Below are 19,151 nucleotides of genomic sequence, written 5' to 3' on the forward strand. Positions count from 1 at the left end.
TTAAGTTATGAAATGGCAAGGAAGAAGAGAAAGTGGTAATCTGGAGGACCGAAGAGGAATGTCGGGCGGAAAAGTAGTTGCTGGTGGAGGAATTATTGGTGTCATCATTTTGCTCATCACAATGTTTGGAGGACAAGAAGCACAAAATTTAGTCCCTGTAATTGAGCAATTCAATCAGCAGCAAAATACCCAAACTACCGAAAGAGAACTTACAGCAGAAGAAATCGAAACGGGTAAATTCGTTGATGCTTTGTTGACTGACAATGAAGATGTTTGGAATAAAATTTTCAAGGAAAATGGTATGACTTATAAAGAGCCAAACCTTGTTCTTTTTACAGGTCAAGTAGAAACGGCTTGTGGTGGAGCAACATCTGCATCTGGACCTTTTTATTGTCCTGGAGACCAGAAAGTCTATATGGACATGGGCTTTTTTGCCGAATTAAAAAGTAAATTTGGTGCCAAAGGTGGCGATTTCGCTGTAGCGTATGTGGTGGCTCACGAAATTGGTCACCATGTTCAAACACTTATGGGAACTTCTGGAAAAGTGAGGCAAATGCAACAAGGCATGAGTGAAGCCGAAGCCAATAAACTTTCGGTTGCACTAGAATTGCAAGCCGATTTTTATGCAGGAGTTTGGACACATCATAACGAAAAAGTGAACCAAATGCTCGAGCCAGGCGATATTGAGGAAGCTTTGAGTGCCGCTCATGCCGTTGGTGATGACGCCATCCAGAAAAAAATGCAAGGGCATGTAGTACCAGATTCTTTCACACATGGAACTTCCGAACAAAGAATGTATTGGTTTAATAAAGGCTTCAAAACAGGTGATATCACGGAAGGAAATACTTTTGAAAAAATAAAATAAAGTTTAATCTATACTAAAAATGCACTGTTTCTAATCTTGATTATCGATTAAAAACAGTGCATTATTTTATGGAAACTTAGAAAAATTATTTTTCGTCCTTCAACATTAATTCCTTGATATATTTTACTGGAGCACTTCCATAGCTCAAGAATTTTTCATGAAATTGCTTTAAATTGAAAGCTGATCCTTGTTTGCTTTTGAGTTCTTCTCTAAAATCATAAATCTCGGTATAACCCGTAAAATACGAACACAACTGAACTTGCGACAATGTCACTCGCTTCCATTTTCCTTCGGCTTCAGCCGTTTGCTGAAAAGCTTCTCTTGTCAAAAGCCCAATTCCTTGTTCTTTAGTCATTTCTCTGGTATGAACACTATTATCCAAAATCGTGTTGCAAACCGTTCTCAAATTCCATTTATAATACATCAGCCACATTTCATCAGAATTTTTGTAGCCGCTTTCGAGCATCATTTTTTCGGTATAAACTGCCCAACCTTCAATCATGGCTCCGTTTCCTAAAATGGCTTTGATAATACTTGGCGATTGATTGCTATACACCAATTGTGTATAATGTCCCGGAATAGCTTCGTGAATATTCAAAATTTGCAAAATATAATCGTTGTATTCTCTCAAATAGCTTTCAGATTCTTCCTTAGACCAACCTGACAAACTCCCAACATTATAATAAGTATTGGCATTTTTATCATAAGGTCCAGGTGCCGAAATAGAGGCTCCAGCGACACCTGCCATATAATCTGGCTCTTTTCGAACTACCAAAGGTTTTGATGGATCGATGTACAACAAATCTTTCTCTTTCACATAAGCAGTAAGTTCGGGAATTTGCTTTTCAATTTCCGATTGAAATTTTTCTGGAGTCGTATGTTGTAACGAAATTTCATCAATTACTTGTCGAATTAAAACCAATTTATCCGAAGGCTTAGGAGTATTTCCCAGGTATTTTGACCATAATTTATCGGCAAGAACATACATTTTTTCATGCAATTCTTTTTTCTGCGAAATAGCTTTCTGATAAATTTCTTCGGCATTATACCCAGATTGGATATCAAGATCGAACTTTCTTGCATACAAATCCTTACCTAAACGAAATGAACGTGGTGTCTTGTTCTCTAATTTTTGCAGCCACGAAGCATAATCCTGAATTGCTTTTATTGCAACTTTTGATTTGGTTAGAATTTCTACTTTCTCGATTTGAGACAAGGTACTTTTATCCAAAGCTGTTTTCAAATCGGTTTCAAAAACGGAAATACCACCAAGATTTTGTGCAATAGCCAAATCAGTATGTTCGCGAGTTGGATTTTTGACGTTTTGCTTAGCAGCTTCATAATAAGCCGGAATATTGTTCATCTTGATATTAAAATTGCGAAGTCGGTTGTCCAAACTATCATAACTTCCATTCAGGATTTGGGCAAAAGAACCGCTAACATTATATCCTGATGGATCCCACTCAGAAGATTTTAATTCGTTTATAGAAAAAACAAAACCTTCGAGAAGATTTTTCATCATATAATAATCGGTTTTATTATGATCTGAAAGTTGTTCCAAATTATAATTACCCATAGAATCCAATTGCACTTTTGCAAAACCGAGTACTCTTTTGTCATTGGCACTATTTGGAACTATCAAAACGCTATCGTACTTATGAAAACCTTGGCTTGAAGCCCATTCTGGACTCAATTTCCATAATTCATCTACAAAATATTCCTTGTATGCATCAAATTGTTTATCGGTATTTTCAGCTACTGTTGTATCCTTTTTATTGCAGGAAGAAATTAAAACTGCTGCACAAAGCAAGAAAAATGTTTTTTTCATATTGTATTGTTTTATAGTTGATAAAGATAAGGAATCTATTATCTAAATTTAATTTGGCATTAAGGAAACCTAATAACTCCTTGCGTTTTTTTAAATTTGCCAAAACCCCTTCTAATTTGCTATGAACACCGATAAATTTATTTTTTGCCTCGAAGCCGTTCCCGATATTGAAATCGAAAGTGCGACAGAAACCATCAAACACTTGGAGCAACTTGCTCTAAAAACAGGTATCGACAGCATTTATAAAACCTGTGACACCATTGAAGGTTTGGAAGATAGCTTAAATATTTTGCTTTATGAAGACCATCATTTTAATAATTATGAAATCATTTATTTGGTGATGCAAGGCGAAGAAAACAACATCTGTCTGCACAATTATTACTACAGTTTAGAAGAAATAGCCGAACTTTTTGAAGGAAAAATGAAAGGTAAGATCATCCATTTTTCAAATGCAAAACCTTTAAATCTAAACAACGAAGAAGCACAATATTTTTTAGATGTTACAGGAGCTAGAGCGATTTCTGGTTATGGGGAATCATCTTTAACTATAACAAGTATGGCTTTAGATAATGTTTTTTTTAGTCTTTGCCAAGAAGAAGATGACGTAACCGAAGTTGTGGAAGCTCTTTTTGAAAAACATTATAACATTTGCAAAATGTTGGATTTTAGAATGTATTACTAAATTAAATAATTTAAAAAGTATGCATTAAGTTAACATTAAATAATTGTAAGAATATCCGGCAATTGTTTCTATATTTGACGCTTAACTCAAACCTTTAAATTATGATCAAAAAAATTACAGGATTACTCGCTGTTATTTTATTTACAACATTTCAATCATGCTCAAGCGATGATTCAGGAGAAAACACAACACCTAGTGCTACCATCTCAGCAAACATAGACGGGCAGGCTTGGCAATCTCTCAGTGGTGGTGCAGCTGCATCCGTTACAACAGTAGATATGGATGGAGTTTCTACTATGGTACTTCAAATTATTGCAGCAAAAATGGATCAATCGTCCGTTACACTTCAATTTCCAATTAGCAATCTTTCTACAGGAACTTATACTTTTGAAGGCGATATGCCAGGTAGCATGAGCTACATCCCTTCGCTTTCTTCTTTCAATATGTTTTCATCTGCTGAAGATGGAGGTTCCTTTACAGTAACTTTAACGGAGGTTAATACTGCCGAAGGAACTATCTCTGGAACTTTTTCTGGAACTTTAGTTGATTTTATGGGAAGTCAAACCATTGAAGTTACAAATGGTGTCATTGAAAATGTATCGTTGGAAAGTGCAAATTTGTATAGCAATGGAAGTATGAGTTTGTCTAAAAATGGTGGCGGAGTATTTACTATAAATGCCGGTGATGACAACGGTAATGCTCTTTGGATTTTGGAAAACAGTATGGATAATTCTATTGCAGTTACTGGTTATCAGACCGCATTGAATAATGACTTTGGTATTTATAGAATTGAACTTCCAAAAGACGTGGAACCTGGAACTTATAGTCTAACTGACTCAGGTTTTGATGCTTCTTATGTTGGAAATGATGATAATGAATATGCTCTAACACAAGGAAGCATTACAGTTGTTTCACACAATGGAAATACGATTGTAGCAACCTTTAATTATACAGCAAGCTATAATGGAACTAACGTGACTATCACGCAAGGATCATTAGAATTTGAACACCTTGACTAAATTTTGCATAGTATAAAATGAAAAACGGAGCTTGATGCTCCGTTTTTTTTATATGATAGAATAATGATTTTAATTATTTAGCAGGTAATTCTCTGGTCAACCATCCTCTCTTTGCTGCTGTTGCAATCGCATAAGGTGTAATCCAAAACAATCCAAAAGTGTACAATATACTATAAGAATAAGCCCATAATGATTCTGAAAAATTGTATCGCTTCGCATAAAAAAATACGGGAAAGCTAGAAACAATTAGTATCCCTAAAAGTGTAGAACTCAAAAATAAAAGTGGATGCATCACTACAAAAAACAACATAAAAATCAAGAATGGATAGGATAATGCAATGGTTAGAAATTGATTGATAAACAATAATCTGGCTCCAAATTTTGATTCTTTTCTGAAATTTTTGAAGACGAACTTTGCCATCATTAAATTTTCACGAACGTTACTTCTACTCCATCGGATGAACATTTTATACAAACCTTTGTACTGTTCTGGAACATCCGTTAAAACATAAGCATTTTTTTGAAATAACACGTGATGTCCTTGTTTTAGGATCATATTAGTCATGGCTCTATCTTCTCCAATATCAGAAGGTTGCCCCATAAAAGTTTGATTGATCCATTCAGGCAAACAAGCAAATACTGCTGTCCTACGATAAGCTGCTAAAGCTCCAGGAGTACAAAGTACAGAACCTAGCATACTTTCGGCCGAACGAACAAACTCAAAACTCATTACAAAACTAACATTTAACATCTTTGGAAGAATTGCCTTTTTATTGTTCAAAACACGAACATTTCCTGCAACAGCTCCACAGTTTTCATTCGTTACAAAAGGGCTCACCAAGTTTCTTAAAGTATCGGTTTTGATGATAGAATCACTATCAATCGTGACAAAAACATCTCCAGTTCCAAGATTGAAACCTCTGTAAAGTGCATGACGTTTTCCTTGGTTTTTAGGTTGCTGCAAAATAGTCAATCGGTCTCCCAAACGTTTTTTTGCTTCTTGCATCCAATGCCAAGTATCGTCTTTACTTCCATCATCGATTGCTAACAACTGTAATTTTGCTTCTGGATAATCACTGTTAGCGATACTAAAGAGTGTATCCCAAACCAATTTCCCTTCATTATAAGCTGGAACAATAACGGTACAAGTTGGCAATAATTCATCCGAAACAGAATCAATTGGCTTATACTTCAAATATAAATATCCTTTGTAAAGAAAAAAACTTGCTTTGAAAGCCAGAAGAACCATGGTCACAATCAAAAAACCAAATCCAATTGTAGATTCCATTCTGCCAATATTGAATTCAACAAATTCTGGCTGTAATTCATATACTAAAAAAGCTCCAGAAAATAATAGCAGGAAAGTACCAGCTAAAACGATCACGTTCATTCTTGAAACATTTTCTAAAGAATTAGCTACAAAGTCTTCAATTTTTGCAATTGGAGAAAAAGTTTTTTGCAATGCTTGAAGATTCATTTGGAACATGGAATGAGAAAAACTAGTATCCGTAGTGCTACTATCATTTTTCGAAGAGTATAATTGTTCTGAAGTAATGGCTTCACTTTTCATATTAAATCTGCTTATTGATTGTACAAGGTTTTTTATTTTGTACAGAAAAAGCAAGACACGTGCCATTGGTAAAAACACAATAAAACCAATACTTTAGCAGATTGATATATTTAAAATTTGTATATTTTTTACCCAAATCAGAACACAATTACCCAGATACTGAATGAAATATGCTACAATTTTAAAAGTCTCTAAAATTGAATTTTTGACATAAAAAAAAGGTGTAGAGAAAAACGCTACACCTTTGAACTATTTATATTTTAATTTATTTTTTGAAATTTTTCAAACCATTTTTCAACCAATCTAGATATTCATCAACACTCACATAACTAATGGATTCTTTAGTCTTATTTAAGCTATTGCCTTCCAAATCAGTTAATACATATAAAGGTTGCGTATTGGTTTTATATTTTGAAATCATAAAATCAGTCCATTTATCACCGATGGTTTCAATTTCTGAATCCGTCTCTTTAGAATAAAATTGTTCTTCTTTTGGCAATGCTCTCTTGTCATCTACATACAACGAAATCAAAACTACATCTTCTCTCAAAATTGGTAAAACCATTTCGTCTGACCAGACATTGTTTTCCATCTTTCTACAATTCACGCATGCATGGCCTGTAAAATCAAGCAAAATTGGTTTGTTTACGCTTTTGGCGTAGGCCAATCCATCTTCATAATCATCAAAAGCAATCAAATTATGAGGACCATATTTTGCTCCTTCTGGAAGTTTTGAAACTGCTGCACCTCCTCCAGAATGAATGGCAGTATTTCCTACTCCGTTTGGACTTTCGCTGTATGTCATCGGTGGAGGGAATGCACTAATAATTTTTAATGGAGCTCCCCAAAGTCCAGGAATTAAATAAACGGTAAAAGTCAATACAAAAAGTCCCATCATCAGTCTTCCAACTGATATAAACGGTAGTGGACTATCATGGGGTAATGTAATTTTCCCGAATAAATACAGAGCCAATGCTCCAAAAATGGCAATCCAAATCGCCAAGAAAACTTCTCTTTCTAGTAGATGCAATTGCAAAACCAAATCTGCATTTGAAAGGAATTTGAAGGCTAAAGCCAATTCTAAAAATCCTAAAAATACTTTTACGGTATTCAACCATCCACCAGATTTTGGCAATGTGTTCAACCAACCTGGAAACATTGCAAACAACATAAAAGGTAAGGCTAAAGCCAATGAAAATCCGAACATTCCAACAATTGGTCCTATTCCACCTTGAGATGCAGCCTCAAATAATAACGTTCCAACAATTGGTCCTGTACAAGAAAATGATACAATTGCCAAAGCCAAAGCCATAAACAATATACCTACAATTCCACCTCTATCAGCTTGTCTGTCCACTTTATTTGCCCAAGAATTTGGTAACATGATTTCGAAAGCTCCCAAAAATGAAGTTGCAAAAAACACCAACAAAACAAAGAAAATTAAATTGAACCAAACATTTGTAGCCAAATCATTTAGAGCATCGGCACCAAAAACAGCAGTCACAATGCTTCCTAATGCGACATAAATCACGATGATAGATATTCCATAAGTAATCGCATTTCTAATTCCGGCAGCTCTAGTTTTACTTTGCTTCGTAAAAAAACTTACCGTCATTGGAATTAACGGAAAAACACAAGGCGTCAACAATGCTGCAAAACCTGATAGAAACGCAATAAAAAATATAGAAATCAGTCCTTTTTTGTCTTCTTCCTTTTCTTCTACTTTTGGTTGATCTTCAACAACTTCTGCTACAGTAGTTTCTTGTTTAACAGTATCAACTGCTACGATTGTAGTTATTGTATCAACTGGAACTGCTGCAACTTCTACAACTGGCTCAGCTGTTTTGGTTACTGCTATTTTTGGCAAATCAAACTTTAATTTCTTACTACCGTTGATACAAACTTCCTTACATACCTGATAATCAACTTCAGAATCTATACTTGTTAATTTCAGGTTGATGATTTTTACCTTTTGCTTTACCGTGAAATTATCAGAAAAGAAAATTTCATCCACTCCAAAAATATCATTGAAAGCCTTTTTAGTTTTGCTTTCTACAGCTTTTCCAATCAATTGATAATTTCCTGCAGCATCTTTAAACGAAATTTCTAAAGGAATTGGCCCTCCATCTGGTGTAAATTGGGAATATAAATGCCATTCTGGATCCAAATCTCCTTCAAAAACCAAATTAAATTCGGTATCCGAAATTTTTTCAACACGAGTAGACCATTTTACGGGATTTAGAATTTGGGCATTTGTATGCGAGAAAGCTAAAACAGTGAGTAGTAAAAAAATTATTTTTTTCATTAGTGTAACGCTATTTGTATGATTTGTTTTGTAGTTTTTTCAATTTTAAACCGTTCGTCTTGTCGGATACCAATGACCCAAACAATCTGATTATCAGAACATAAAATCCAAGTATTTTCTTTTTCAATCAGTGATAATTTTTCGTCTTTAAAAAGCTTGCTCACTTTTTTAGATTTTCCGTTCATTCCTAACGGATGAAAAATATCTCCTTCCTCCCATCTTCTGAGTACCAATGGATAATTCAATTTATTTTCGTCCACAAATATAGTTGTATTTGAAGCATTTGTACTAGTCGAAATTTTACAAAACGACAACTTTATGTGAAAATTAACTTCTTTTTGACCTTCTTTAATCAGATATTTTTCGTCTTTGTCAATTTCGATATGTGGTGACAAAATCAAATGGTCACGATCTTTCAAAAGCTTGAAACCTTCTGCAAAAATTTGTTTCCCGGATTGGCTTTCTACAAGATTGTAAATATCATTCCAAGCCTTGAAACCAAACGGATTTAACCACTGAAATAAATAGGCTTTATAATTAGGCAATTGTAATAATTCCTTCAGATCGATTTTCTTCTGATTATCTTCATCTGCAACCACTTTTCGATACACAATTCTCGAAGCGTCATCAACTAAAGATTGGGCTTGTTGGAGGTTTTCGAGCGTATTTTGAAAAGAATTCAGAAAATTTGGATTCAACGATTTCAGTATCGGAACCATTTCCTGTCGGATTTTATTACGCAAATATTTATCTGAAGCATTGCTACTATCTTCTCTCCATTCGATTGCATTTTCTTGAGCATACTGCAAGATTTCTTCCCTTGAAAAAGGCAATAATGGTCGAATTGTTTTGTCTTTTTGAACCGGAATTCCAGTAAAACCTTCTAAACCAGAACCTCTCGATAAGTTGATTAAAAAGGTTTCGATAGCATCATCTGCATGATGAGCCGTGAGAATATAGTCGAAGTTATTGGTTTCCAAAATCTCATAAAACCATTTATAACGGAGTTCACGAGCGGCAACTTGGATGGAAAATTTAAAATCTTCGGCGAAAGCCTTTGTATCAAATTGAGTGACAAAAAAGGAAATATTATTTACTCGAGCATAATTCTCTACAAAAGCCTGATCTTGATCACTTTCTTGATCTCGAAGTTTAAAATTGCAATGTGCGAGAGCAATTTCAAAACCTGATTTTTGAAGCAAATCTAGCAAAACCATGCTATCAATTCCGCCACTAACGGCTACTAAAAGTTTCTTTTGAGAAAGAAAAGGAAGATTTTGTGACAGATGCTTTTGGAATTTCGAAATCATTTTCAAAAATAAGAAAAAGATTTCGGGTTTCCATGCACTTTAAGAATTCAAAACGGTGTGCATCGCTTTTGCCTTGAGCAAGCATTCTTCATATTCATCTTCAGGAATTGATAATGCTGTTATGGCACTTCCAACCGAAAACGACACATATTTATTTTTTTCATTATATAAAATACTCCTGATCACGACATTAAAGTCAAAATCGCCTTCGGGAGTAAAATAACCGACTGCTCCACTATATAAACCGCGTTTGGTTTCTTCCAAATCATCAATAATTTTCATAGCCGAAATTTTTGGAGCACCCGTCATGCTTCCCATCGGAAAAGTAGTTTTGATCACATCTACAGGACCATATTCTGGATCCAATTTAGAAACTACGGTTGAAATTGTGTGATGCACTTGCAAAAAGGAATACAATCCACATAGTTCTTCTACTTCTACCGAACCTTTTTGAGCCGTTCGAGACAAATCATTGCGAACAAGATCTACAATCATCACATTCTCCGATCGTTCTTTTGGATTATTTAGCAAATCTTGCTTCGATTTTTCATCCAAAATCACATCAGAAAATCGTTTGGAAGTTCCTTTTATAGGTTGGGATATAATAGTTTCGCCTTGCTTTTTCAGATAACGTTCAGGTGAAGCCGATAACAAATACTGATGTTGGTTCTTAAAAAAAACAGCAAATGGCGATTTTGAGATTTCATTTAATTTCAAGAATTTTTCGAGCGGATCAATTTGAGCATCATCAGCATAAAACTCCATACAAAAATTGGCTTCATAAATATCTCCTTTATGAATATGCTCCAGCATTTTTTCTACCTTAAAAATGTAGTCTTCTTTCGAAATTCTCTGCTGGATTTTAAGAATATCCATCTCTTTAGGATTATAATTTCCTTGTTGAATTTCTTGAAAATCTTCTTCAAATTCATCATCACACATTCTGAGATACTGCACTTCAAGATGATTATCCTTTAATAAAAATATTTTTTTGGGTTGAAAGAAAAACAAATCCGGGAAAGACAATCCATCATAATTTGCAGAACTTAATGTTTCGGTATCATTTTTCAGATCATACGCCAAATAACCAAAAAGCCAGTCTTTTGTAGTTTGCTGGTAGCTTTTGAGATCATCAAATGCATTATGGAAATCGGTTTTTAGTGAAGTAAGTCCATCAACAGCAACAACCATATCATAATTTGAATACTGGCTAGGATAATCGTTACTATCCAAAAAAGCGATCTCACGGAATTGTTGAGTCCAGATCAAAAGATTTTTTTTAAAAATCGAAGGTTGCTCAATTGTACGGAAAAAAGAAGTTCTCAAAAAAATAATTTTTAGATGGTAAAATTACGATAAAATAATCATTGAAATCAAATCGCTTTAAACGAAAAACTCCCCAATTTCTTGAGGAGTCTTTCAAATCTATTTGAAAATAATTATTAGTTTTTGATAATTTTTTTGGTGATGGTCCCTTGATCTGAAGACACATTCATTAGATAAACACCCGAAGCTAAATCAGAAATATCGACTTGAGTGTTAGAAACATTATTTAATTTTACAGACTTTACTGTTCGACCATTGATGTCAGTAACTTTAACTTCATTCATTAAGATGTTTGCATCATTATTCAAATTTACAATAGTTGTAGCTGGGTTAGGAGAAACTGAAAAACTAGTTTCTAGATTATTGTTTACTTTTAAAGTTGCAGCAGTTACTTTAAAATCATCTACCATAAACATATAGTGATCATTAGAATTACATAGGATACCAATTCTTATGTTTTGTCCATCATATGCAGCTAATGATTGTATTCTTTCTGCCCATGCAGGATAAGGTGCAACTAAATTAGCTGCTCCCGAAATAATAGTAAAATCTGCAGCAGTAGTTGGTGTTCCCGTTCCTGTGTATACACCAATCTTGTAAGTTTCTAAACCATAAGAATTAGACATTGATTTTACCCAAACACTCAAACTGCTTCCTGTTGCTCCAGTAAGATTTAGTACAGGACTAACCAACCAATCATTATTAGAAGGTGTTACAGAAGCCCAAGCTCCCATGTATTTAAGACCTGTCTTCGGATCAAAATTCCTAACTTCGGTACCTGAAGTAGCATTGGTAACTTGTGCAGCGGTTGGATTAAATACCATAAAAGCTTGAGCCGCTCCTTCATTTGCCCAATCAATTCCTCCTCCACCTGAATAAGTAGTTGATCCATCTAAGTCAATTGTTAACCAATCACCAATACCTGTGATTAAAAAATCATCATAAGTTTCAAAGCTGTCCTCAAATACAACTGATTGAGCATTAGCCACTAAAAATGAGTTTAAGAGTAAACCCGCGATAAGTAATTTTCTTTTCATAATTATGTTTTTTAATTAAATTTAATCAAAGCTATAATTTAATTTTCAATATTTATGTAATTATCCTACATAATATTCAACACATCAAATAATTTAACAATAAATTTACAACATCAGCCTCTTAAGGTCAAATATTTCTCAAATCATTTGTAATAAAAAAGCAACCAAGTTATCCTAATAACAGGCTAAATAGTTGCTTTTTTATATTTATTTCTTTTTGTTTTAATCCCTATAGGGAGCGGCTTCATCAAATTCACCTTCCCATTTAGCAATAACAACTGTTGCAAGGCAATTTCCAACAACATTTACAGAAGTTCTTGCCATATCCATCAATTCATCGATTCCTAGAATTGCTGCAATTACAAAGACTGGAAGTCCAAACTGATCGGCTGTGGCAATCAATATTATCAACGATGCCCTTGGAACTGCTGCAACACCTTTTGAAGTAATCATTAGCGTAAAAGCAATAATCAATTGTTCTCCGAAACTCAAATCTATTCCCGCTGCTTGTGCAACAAATATTGAGGCTAGTGAAAGATATAAGGACGTTCCATCTAAGTTAAAGCTGTAACCCGTTGGAATTACAAATGAAACTATTTTTCGTGGCACACCGAACTTCTCCATGGCACTCATAGCTTTTGGCAATGCAGCATCTGAACTTGTTGTGGCAAAAGCAATAGAAACAGGTTCCTTGATTGCCATTATAAATCTTTTCACAGGTATTTTTAGATACAAAGCGACTGGCAACAAGACCAATAACAAGAAGAAAATCAGTGCCAGATATAAAGTTCCCAGAAGCATGAAGAGGTTTTTCAAAATATCGACTCCAAGATGACCAACGGTATAAGCCATTGCAGCTCCAACACCAATTGGAGCAAAATACATAATAAGATTTGTAAATTTAAACATGGTTTCCGACAAACTTTCGGTGAAATCTACTAAGGGTTTTCGCTTTTTTTCTTCGACCAAAGCCAAACCAATTCCAAAAAGAACAGAAAAAACCACAATTTGTAAAACTTGGTTTTCATAAATAGATTTCACGATATTCTCTGGAAACAAATCTTTGAAGAAACTAGTGAATTTATAAACACCATGCACGTGTTCTGGCAACGATTCAAGTACGGTATTGTTTTTTGTAACGGTTGGCAATTCTTCCTGAGGCATATTTGCAATGTCAATTCCAACACCTGCTTCAGTAATATTGATGGCAGCCAAGCCAATGAAAATAGCACATGAAGTGGCACAAAAAAAGTAGAGCATCGATTTCCAAGCCATTCTACCTACTTGTTTCAAATCTGAATGTCCTGCTATTCCATACACTAGTGTTGCAAATAATATAGGACCAACAATTGTTTTCACTAATTTGATAAAACCACTACTTAATGGTTGTAATGCTGCTGCAAAATTTGGAAAATCAACACCAATAAAGATTCCCAACACCATACTGGTCAAGATCCAAGTGGTAAGGTTTTTTTTGTGCAAGGCATTTGCAATTAGGAGAACACCAACGGTCCAACGAACCACCATCATAAATTCGTTATTGAAAGTTGCAATATCAAACTCGTATAATAACGTAATGATTAAAGCTATAATAACTGAAATAAAGGTGACAATACTGATTTTGGATTTGAACATAATTTGTTTTTTAAGAATAGAAAATCGCTCGTGATTTTATTATTTATAAGTTTTATTAAGTAGATAAAAATCGGCTAGAACAATGGCTGCCATTGCTTCCACTATTGGAACAGCTCTTGGCACAACACATGGATCGTGTCGTCCTTTGCCCATCATTTCGACTACATTTCCTTGATTATCAATTGTTTCCTGCTTTTGCATAATTGTCGCAACAGGTTTAAAAGCAACTCGGAAATAAATATCCATTCCGTTTGAAATTCCACCCTGAATTCCTCCCGATAAGTTGGACTTTGTTGTTCCATCAATATTATAAAGATCGTTGTGTTCACTTCCTTTCATTTTAGCTACACAAAAACCGCTGCCATATTCAAAACCTTTCACAGCATTAATGGAAAGCATGGCTTTACCTAATTCGGCATGCAGTTTATCGAAAACGGGTTCACCTAAACCAATGGGAACATTTTGCAACACACAGGTTATGGTTCCACCAACAGTATCGCCTTGTTTACGTATTTCTCTGATATATTCTTCCATTTTTTGAGCCGAAGCCTCATCTGGACAACGAACGGGATTACTTTCTGTTTTAGAAAAATCCAAATCCTGATAAGGTTTATCGATAAAAATATGTCCTACAGATGATACAAATGCATTGATTTTTATATCTTTTAAAACTTGTTTTGCAACCGCTCCTGCTACTACTCTACTTGCAGTTTCGCGAGCCGAACTTCTTCCACCACCACGGTAGTCACGTAGTCCATATTTTTGTTCATATACATAATCGGCATGACTTGGACGGTATGCATCTTTGATATGTGAATAATCGTCCGACTTCTGATTGGTGTTAGGAATGATGAATCCGATTGGGGTTCCTGTGGTTTTACCCTCGAAAATTCCGGATAGAAATTGTACTTGGTCGTCTTCCTTTCTTTGGGTTACTATTGCAGATTGTCCGGGCTTTCTTCTTGACATTTCATATTGAATTGCTTCGATATCAAGTTCTATTCCTGGAGGGCAACCATCAATAATTCCGCCCAAAGCTTCACCATGAGATTCTCCAAAAGTGGTAACCTTATATAATGTTCCGTAGCTATTTCCAGCCATTTTTTATTGTTTTGAACAAATATAGAATTAAAAGTGAGAATAGGAAAGTTTTCAGTGTTCAGTTTGCAGTGTTCAGCAATCAGTGATTTGTGATCAGTCTCGTGTAAGGTTTTCAGGCCTTAATTTCAGAAACGTTTTCAGTTGTTACTTGACTTGGATTCTTTTAAAAAATGGTTTTACTTTTTGCTGAAAGCTTCCTGGTGCGAAGCTAGCCCAGTCCCGAAGCTTCGGGAGAAGTGGAAAGCCCGGAATTCGAGAAGCTATTTTTTCCTGGCTCAAAAGAGCGACCAACGGTCCCGAAGCTTCGGGACCTTTTGAGACTTGGAAAAAAAGCTTCTCGAATGAGGACTTGTAACGGAAAGCTGGATAAGCTCCTGAAAACAAATCATTTTCTTAACCTTGCTTTTGATTTCAATTAATATAGGAATGGTTAATTTGTAAAACTTCAAATTGATTCAAATTGAAAAAGAGACCTGTTGAATTAGTGGTGATTTCGGATGTGCATTTAGGCACTTTTGGTTGCCATGCAAAAGAATTGCACCAATATTTGTGCAGCATCAAACCTAAAACTTTGGTTTTGAATGGTGATATTATTGATATTTGGCAGTTCAGGAAATCCTATTTTCCAAAAGCACATTTAAAGGTGGTCAAGAAATTGATTGATTTTGCTTCAAAAGGCACGAAAGTGTACTACATTACTGGAAATCATGATGAAATGTTGCGAAAATTTAGCGATGCACACATGGGTAATTTTAGTGTTGTTGATAAACTTGTGCTAGAATTGGACCAAAAAAAGGCATGGATTTTTCATGGTGATGTTTTTGATGCGTCAGTTCAGCACTCGAAATGGATTGCAAAACTGGGTGGTTTAGGTTATGATTACTTGATTTTATTGAACCGTTTTGTGAACTGGTGCTTGACAAAATTAGGGAGAGAACCTTATTCTTTTTCCAAAAAAATAAAGGCCAGTGTAAAAAAAGCGGTCAAACATATTTCGGATTTTGAAACTACTGCCACTGATTTGGCTATTGAAAACAAGTATGATTATGTAGTATGTGGCCACATCCATGAGCCAAAGATTTTGAGAAAGGAAAATAAAAATGGTGAAACGATGTATTTGAACTCAGGGGATTGGATTGAGAATCTAACAGCATTGGAATACAACAAAAAACGCTGGAAATTATACCGCTATCAAGAGGATTATTTTCATGTAGAGGAAGACTACTTTGAAATGGAAAACAAATTCAGTCAGCAACTTGTGTCGTCTTTCTTGTTTACAAAAGAGTAAAAATTGCTATATTCGCTTTCTAATTAAAGCTCATAATTATGAAACACTCTTACTTTTTTGCAATTCTTCTATTGGTTTTTATGAATTCTTGCTCAACCGACGATTCAAATAACGATGATCAGCCTTCTGAAAAAAATTATTTTCCGCTGGAAAATGAAGCTTTTTGGACCTATGATGTTGAAGGTGAATTTCCTGGACGTGATTCTTTATATGTAGCAAATGATACTACAATTAGTGGTAATTCCTATAAGAAATTGAAAACGAAAGAATTGCCTTTTGGTTTTTATACAAGCTCATTGGCTGAAAACAGTATCCGTAAAAGTGGTGACAAAGTTGTAGTTTCAGGTTCTACAAATGTTGATTTGTTAGAAGGTTTTCCTATTTCTTTGGATGTCTCTGATTTTGTATTATTTAAAGAAAATGCTTCGGATGGACAACAATTGAGTAGTATTGATGGTACTTTTAACTATCAATATGAAGAATTCCCGCTTACTTTTAATTATACCATGCAATCTGTTTTTCAAGAATCATTGGAGAGTTTTAGCGTTCCAAATCATGACACGTATCAAGATGTAAAGGTGATAAAGATTATTGTTAGTCTGGAAATTACAAGCATTTTTAGTGGTGGTGGAATTGACTTTCCTATAAGCATTTTAAATCCACAAGATGTTGTAGTTTCTACACAATATTATGCAGCTAATATTGGAATGATTTATAGTACTACTGATATCAACTATACTTTATCAAGTGATGAAATTTCTGTGGGTATACCTTCTTCTGGTAGTCAAAATATAAAAGAATATTTGGATACTTATAGTTCTCAACAGTAGAAAATTCTAAGGAATCTTGTAACCTTTTAGATGAATGTTGATAGATTTTGTCTAGTTTTTTGGCTCGTTATTTGCTTAACTTTGTAAAATAACTTAAAACAAAAAATTTATGAAAAAATTAATCTTATCAGCTTTTATGCTAATTGGTTTAGCATTTAGTTCTCAAGCTCAGGAAATTTCGAAAAATGCACTGGGTATCCGTGTTGGTGACAATGACGGTTTTGGTGGTGAAGTTTCTTACCAAAGAGGCTTAGGAGACAACAACCGTCTTGAATTAGATTTAGGTTGGAGAACTAGCAATCATGTAGATGCTATTAAACTAACAGGTTTATACCAATGGGTTTGGAATATCGAAGGAGGTTTCAACTGGTATGCAGGTGTTGGTGGAGGTTTAACAAGCTGGAGCTATGATCATAATGATGCTGATGATAGTGGTCTTGGATTATTTGCAGCTGGAGATATCGGTATTGAATATGTATTCGATTTCCCATTGCAATTGTCTTTAGATTTCAGACCAGAGATTCATTTTGGTTCTGAGGACTGGAGAAATGATAGCTTTGGTCCAGATATAGCTTTAGGGATCAGATACAGATTCTAATATTCAAAAATTTTATAAAATAGAAACATCCGCTTAATGGCGGATGTTTTTTTTTTGCTAGCACTGAAAGTTATTTGTTAATCACAATCTCTTTATTCGAATTTATTTTTACAATACTATAAGGATTCGTCATTGCCATTGTAGCATTTTCGCCAGGCTTAGGTGCTATTCTTTCAATGTCTACAAAAATTTTATTTTCCTTTTCAGTAATATTCTTGACTTTTATAGCATGTCCCCCCGAACTTCTTTGCCCCAAAAATAAAGCTATAACTCTATTATTTGTAAAATCAATTGTTGGGACATTTTCATTATTTATTGATTTGTAGAGTTCTTTCAAACTGGCATTATCCTTAATGATTTCGAAAGTTTCATTGTCTCTTCCTTGATAAGCTGATTCGCTTAAAACTTCAAACAAAGGTTCTTTATGCTTTTTATTTTCTTCGGTAACTGTCGTTTTTTTACAATTACAGGAGACAATAATGGCAATTATAGGAACTAATAATAACTTTTTCATAGGTATATTTTAATGTTTACTTATTTCAATCGTTTAAATACTTTGCTTCTCTAAAGCCTGTTCGTACAAAGCTTCGTAAAGTGGCAAAATATTTTTGATATCAAATTGTTTTGCAATCGATAATGCATTGGTTTTAAATTCCGCCAAAACAGCATCTTCTTTCAATATCTTCAAAGCATTTTCAGCCATTTCATCAGTGTTTCCAACATTGCTTAAATATCCTGAAATACCGTCGAAATTTACTTCGGGTAAACCACCCGAGTTACTCGAAATTACAGGAATTCCCCATGCCATGGCTTCCAAAGCCGCCAAACCAAAACTCTCGGTTTCAGATGGTAATAAAAATAAATCGGTGTAACTCAAAATTCGGTCTACTTCATTACTGTTTCCAAAGAAAATTACTTTGTCTAAAATCCCTAATTCAGCACATAAAATTTCTGCCTTTTCCTTTTCTGGTCCGTCTCCAACCATCATTAGCTTTGCCGGAAGTTCAAGCTGAACTTTATAGAAAATCTTGATGATATCTGGAATACGCTTAACTTTTCTGAAATTACTCACATGGGTAATAATTCGCTCATTTTCCTTTGCCATGACCGAACGACGACATGGAATACTTTTATCGTTTAGGTTTTTATCCAATTCGATAAAATTTGGAATAACCGTGATATCTTTTTTGATATTGAATAATTTCATCGTATCATCCTTTAAACTTTGTGAAACCGAAGTTACAATGTCTGATTTATTGATACTGAAGGTTACTGCAGGTTTATAGAAAGGATGGTTTCCCACCAATGTTATATCAGTTCCATGAAGTGTCGTAACCATAGGAATGCTTATTCCTTCGTCCTTCAACATTTGCTTTGCCATATAGCCTGCATAAGCATGCGGAATAGCATAATGGACGTGCAATAACTCGATTTTATACAACTTAACCATATCAACCAATTTGCTTGACAGAGCCAATTCGTAAGGTTGGTAATGGAACAAAGGATATTCTGGAACATTAACCTCGTGATAATGCACATTTGGATTCAAAAGTGCCAAACGAACGGGTTGACTGTAAGTTATAAAGTGGATTTCGTGGCCTCGTCTGGCTAATTCTAGACCTAACTCTGTGGCAACTACACCACTACCGCCAAAGGTTGGATAACAAACTATTGCTATTTTCATTTTTGTTTTTTAGTATAACAAAATTAGCAAAAATAGGCTTCGCAGTGGCGGTATTTAGATGAAATTAACTTTA

The 19,151-nt window shown here is 34.6% G+C and carries 16 protein-coding genes; 6 read left to right on the forward strand and 10 right to left on the reverse strand.

The genetic code is table 11. From position 1 onward, the window contains the following. The first annotated feature begins 7 nt into the window (after positions 1-7). On the forward strand, positions 8-865 hold the full coding sequence (gene ypfJ / locus G508_RS0112030) for a KPN_02809 family neutral zinc metallopeptidase (protein ID WP_026705557.1): 858 nt from the start codon (positions 8-10) through the stop codon (positions 863-865). A gap of 85 nt (positions 866-950) precedes the next feature. On the opposite strand, the gene G508_RS0112035 is transcribed toward ypfJ, so the two are convergent. Beyond that, entirely contained in the window at positions 951-2,693 is a 1,743-nt protein-coding gene (locus tag G508_RS0112035) for a DUF885 domain-containing protein (RefSeq protein ID WP_026705558.1), read from the reverse strand. A 121-nt stretch (positions 2,694-2,814) separates the two neighbouring features. On the opposite strand from G508_RS0112035, the gene G508_RS0112040 reads away from it, so the two are divergent. Together G508_RS0112040 and G508_RS0112045 are read left to right on the forward strand one after the other, a co-directional pair. Then, positions 2,815-3,375: a DUF6642 family protein gene (locus G508_RS0112040; RefSeq protein ID WP_026705559.1), complete on the forward strand. Its 561-nt coding sequence runs from the start codon at positions 2,815-2,817 to the stop codon at positions 3,373-3,375. A 101-nt stretch (positions 3,376-3,476) separates the two neighbouring features. Continuing rightward, on the forward strand, positions 3,477-4,394 hold the full coding sequence (locus G508_RS0112045; RefSeq protein WP_026705560.1) for a DUF6252 family protein: 918 nt from the start codon (positions 3,477-3,479) through the stop codon (positions 4,392-4,394). 73 nt (positions 4,395-4,467) lie between these two features. On the opposite strand, the gene G508_RS0112050 is transcribed toward G508_RS0112045, so the two are convergent. From G508_RS0112050 to aroC, 7 genes are all read right to left on the reverse strand, one after another. After that, the gene (locus G508_RS0112050; RefSeq protein ID WP_026705561.1) at positions 4,468-5,964 is read right to left on the reverse strand and encodes a glycosyltransferase; all 1,497 of its coding nucleotides are present in this window, start codon (positions 5,962-5,964) and stop codon (positions 4,468-4,470) included. A gap of 265 nt (positions 5,965-6,229) precedes the next feature. Further along, complete coding sequence (locus G508_RS0112055; RefSeq protein WP_026705562.1) at positions 6,230-8,269, reverse strand: protein-disulfide reductase DsbD family protein; 2,040 nt, start codon at positions 8,267-8,269, stop codon at positions 6,230-6,232. After that, positions 8,269-9,579, reverse strand: coding sequence for a tRNA lysidine(34) synthetase TilS (gene tilS / locus G508_RS0112060; protein ID WP_026705563.1), 1,311 nt, complete (start codon positions 9,577-9,579; stop codon positions 8,269-8,271). The genes G508_RS0112055 and tilS overlap by 1 nt, the downstream gene beginning before the upstream one ends. A 39-nt stretch (positions 9,580-9,618) precedes the next feature. Next, the gene (locus tag G508_RS0112065; RefSeq protein ID WP_026705564.1) at positions 9,619-10,905 is read right to left on the reverse strand and encodes an anthranilate synthase component I family protein; all 1,287 of its coding nucleotides are present in this window, start codon (positions 10,903-10,905) and stop codon (positions 9,619-9,621) included. A gap of 116 nt (positions 10,906-11,021) precedes the next feature. Continuing rightward, complete coding sequence (locus G508_RS0112070) at positions 11,022-11,894, reverse strand: T9SS-dependent choice-of-anchor J family protein (RefSeq protein ID WP_169628033.1); 873 nt, start codon at positions 11,892-11,894, stop codon at positions 11,022-11,024. Between the two features lie 270 nt (positions 11,895-12,164). Further along, positions 12,165-13,577: a dicarboxylate/amino acid:cation symporter gene (locus G508_RS0112075; RefSeq protein WP_026705566.1), complete on the reverse strand. Its 1,413-nt coding sequence runs from the start codon at positions 13,575-13,577 to the stop codon at positions 12,165-12,167. 39 nt (positions 13,578-13,616) lie between these two features. After that, entirely contained in the window at positions 13,617-14,678 is a 1,062-nt protein-coding gene (gene aroC / locus G508_RS0112080; protein ID WP_026705567.1) for a chorismate synthase, read from the reverse strand. A gap of 460 nt (positions 14,679-15,138) precedes the next feature. On the opposite strand from aroC, the gene G508_RS0112090 reads away from it, so the two are divergent. The 3 genes from G508_RS0112090 (at position 15,139) to G508_RS0112100 (ending at position 17,394) form a co-directional block, all read left to right on the forward strand. Continuing rightward, a complete protein-coding gene (locus G508_RS0112090) occupies positions 15,139-15,966 on the forward strand; it encodes a UDP-2,3-diacylglucosamine diphosphatase (protein ID WP_026705569.1) in 828 nt (275 codons plus the stop codon). Positions 15,967-16,004: 38 nt separating this feature from the next. Next, on the forward strand, positions 16,005-16,796 hold the full coding sequence (locus G508_RS0112095; protein WP_157486006.1) for a hypothetical protein: 792 nt from the start codon (positions 16,005-16,007) through the stop codon (positions 16,794-16,796). Between the two features lie 109 nt (positions 16,797-16,905). Next, positions 16,906-17,394: a hypothetical protein gene (locus tag G508_RS0112100; protein ID WP_026705571.1), complete on the forward strand. Its 489-nt coding sequence runs from the start codon at positions 16,906-16,908 to the stop codon at positions 17,392-17,394. A gap of 70 nt (positions 17,395-17,464) precedes the next feature. On the opposite strand, the gene G508_RS0112105 is transcribed toward G508_RS0112100, so the two are convergent. Continuing rightward, positions 17,465-17,908 (reverse strand): protease complex subunit PrcB family protein, encoded by a 444-nt coding sequence (locus G508_RS0112105; protein WP_026705572.1) that lies wholly within the window; start codon positions 17,906-17,908, stop codon positions 17,465-17,467. A 33-nt stretch (positions 17,909-17,941) separates the two neighbouring features. Beyond that, complete coding sequence (gene bshA / locus G508_RS0112110) at positions 17,942-19,078, reverse strand: N-acetyl-alpha-D-glucosaminyl L-malate synthase BshA (RefSeq protein WP_026705573.1); 1,137 nt, start codon at positions 19,076-19,078, stop codon at positions 17,942-17,944. Positions 19,079-19,151 lie beyond the last annotated feature (73 nt).

The sequence above is a fragment of the Flavobacterium soli DSM 19725 genome, assembly GCF_000422705.1.
Classification (GTDB): domain Bacteria; phylum Bacteroidota; class Bacteroidia; order Flavobacteriales; family Flavobacteriaceae; genus Flavobacterium; species Flavobacterium soli.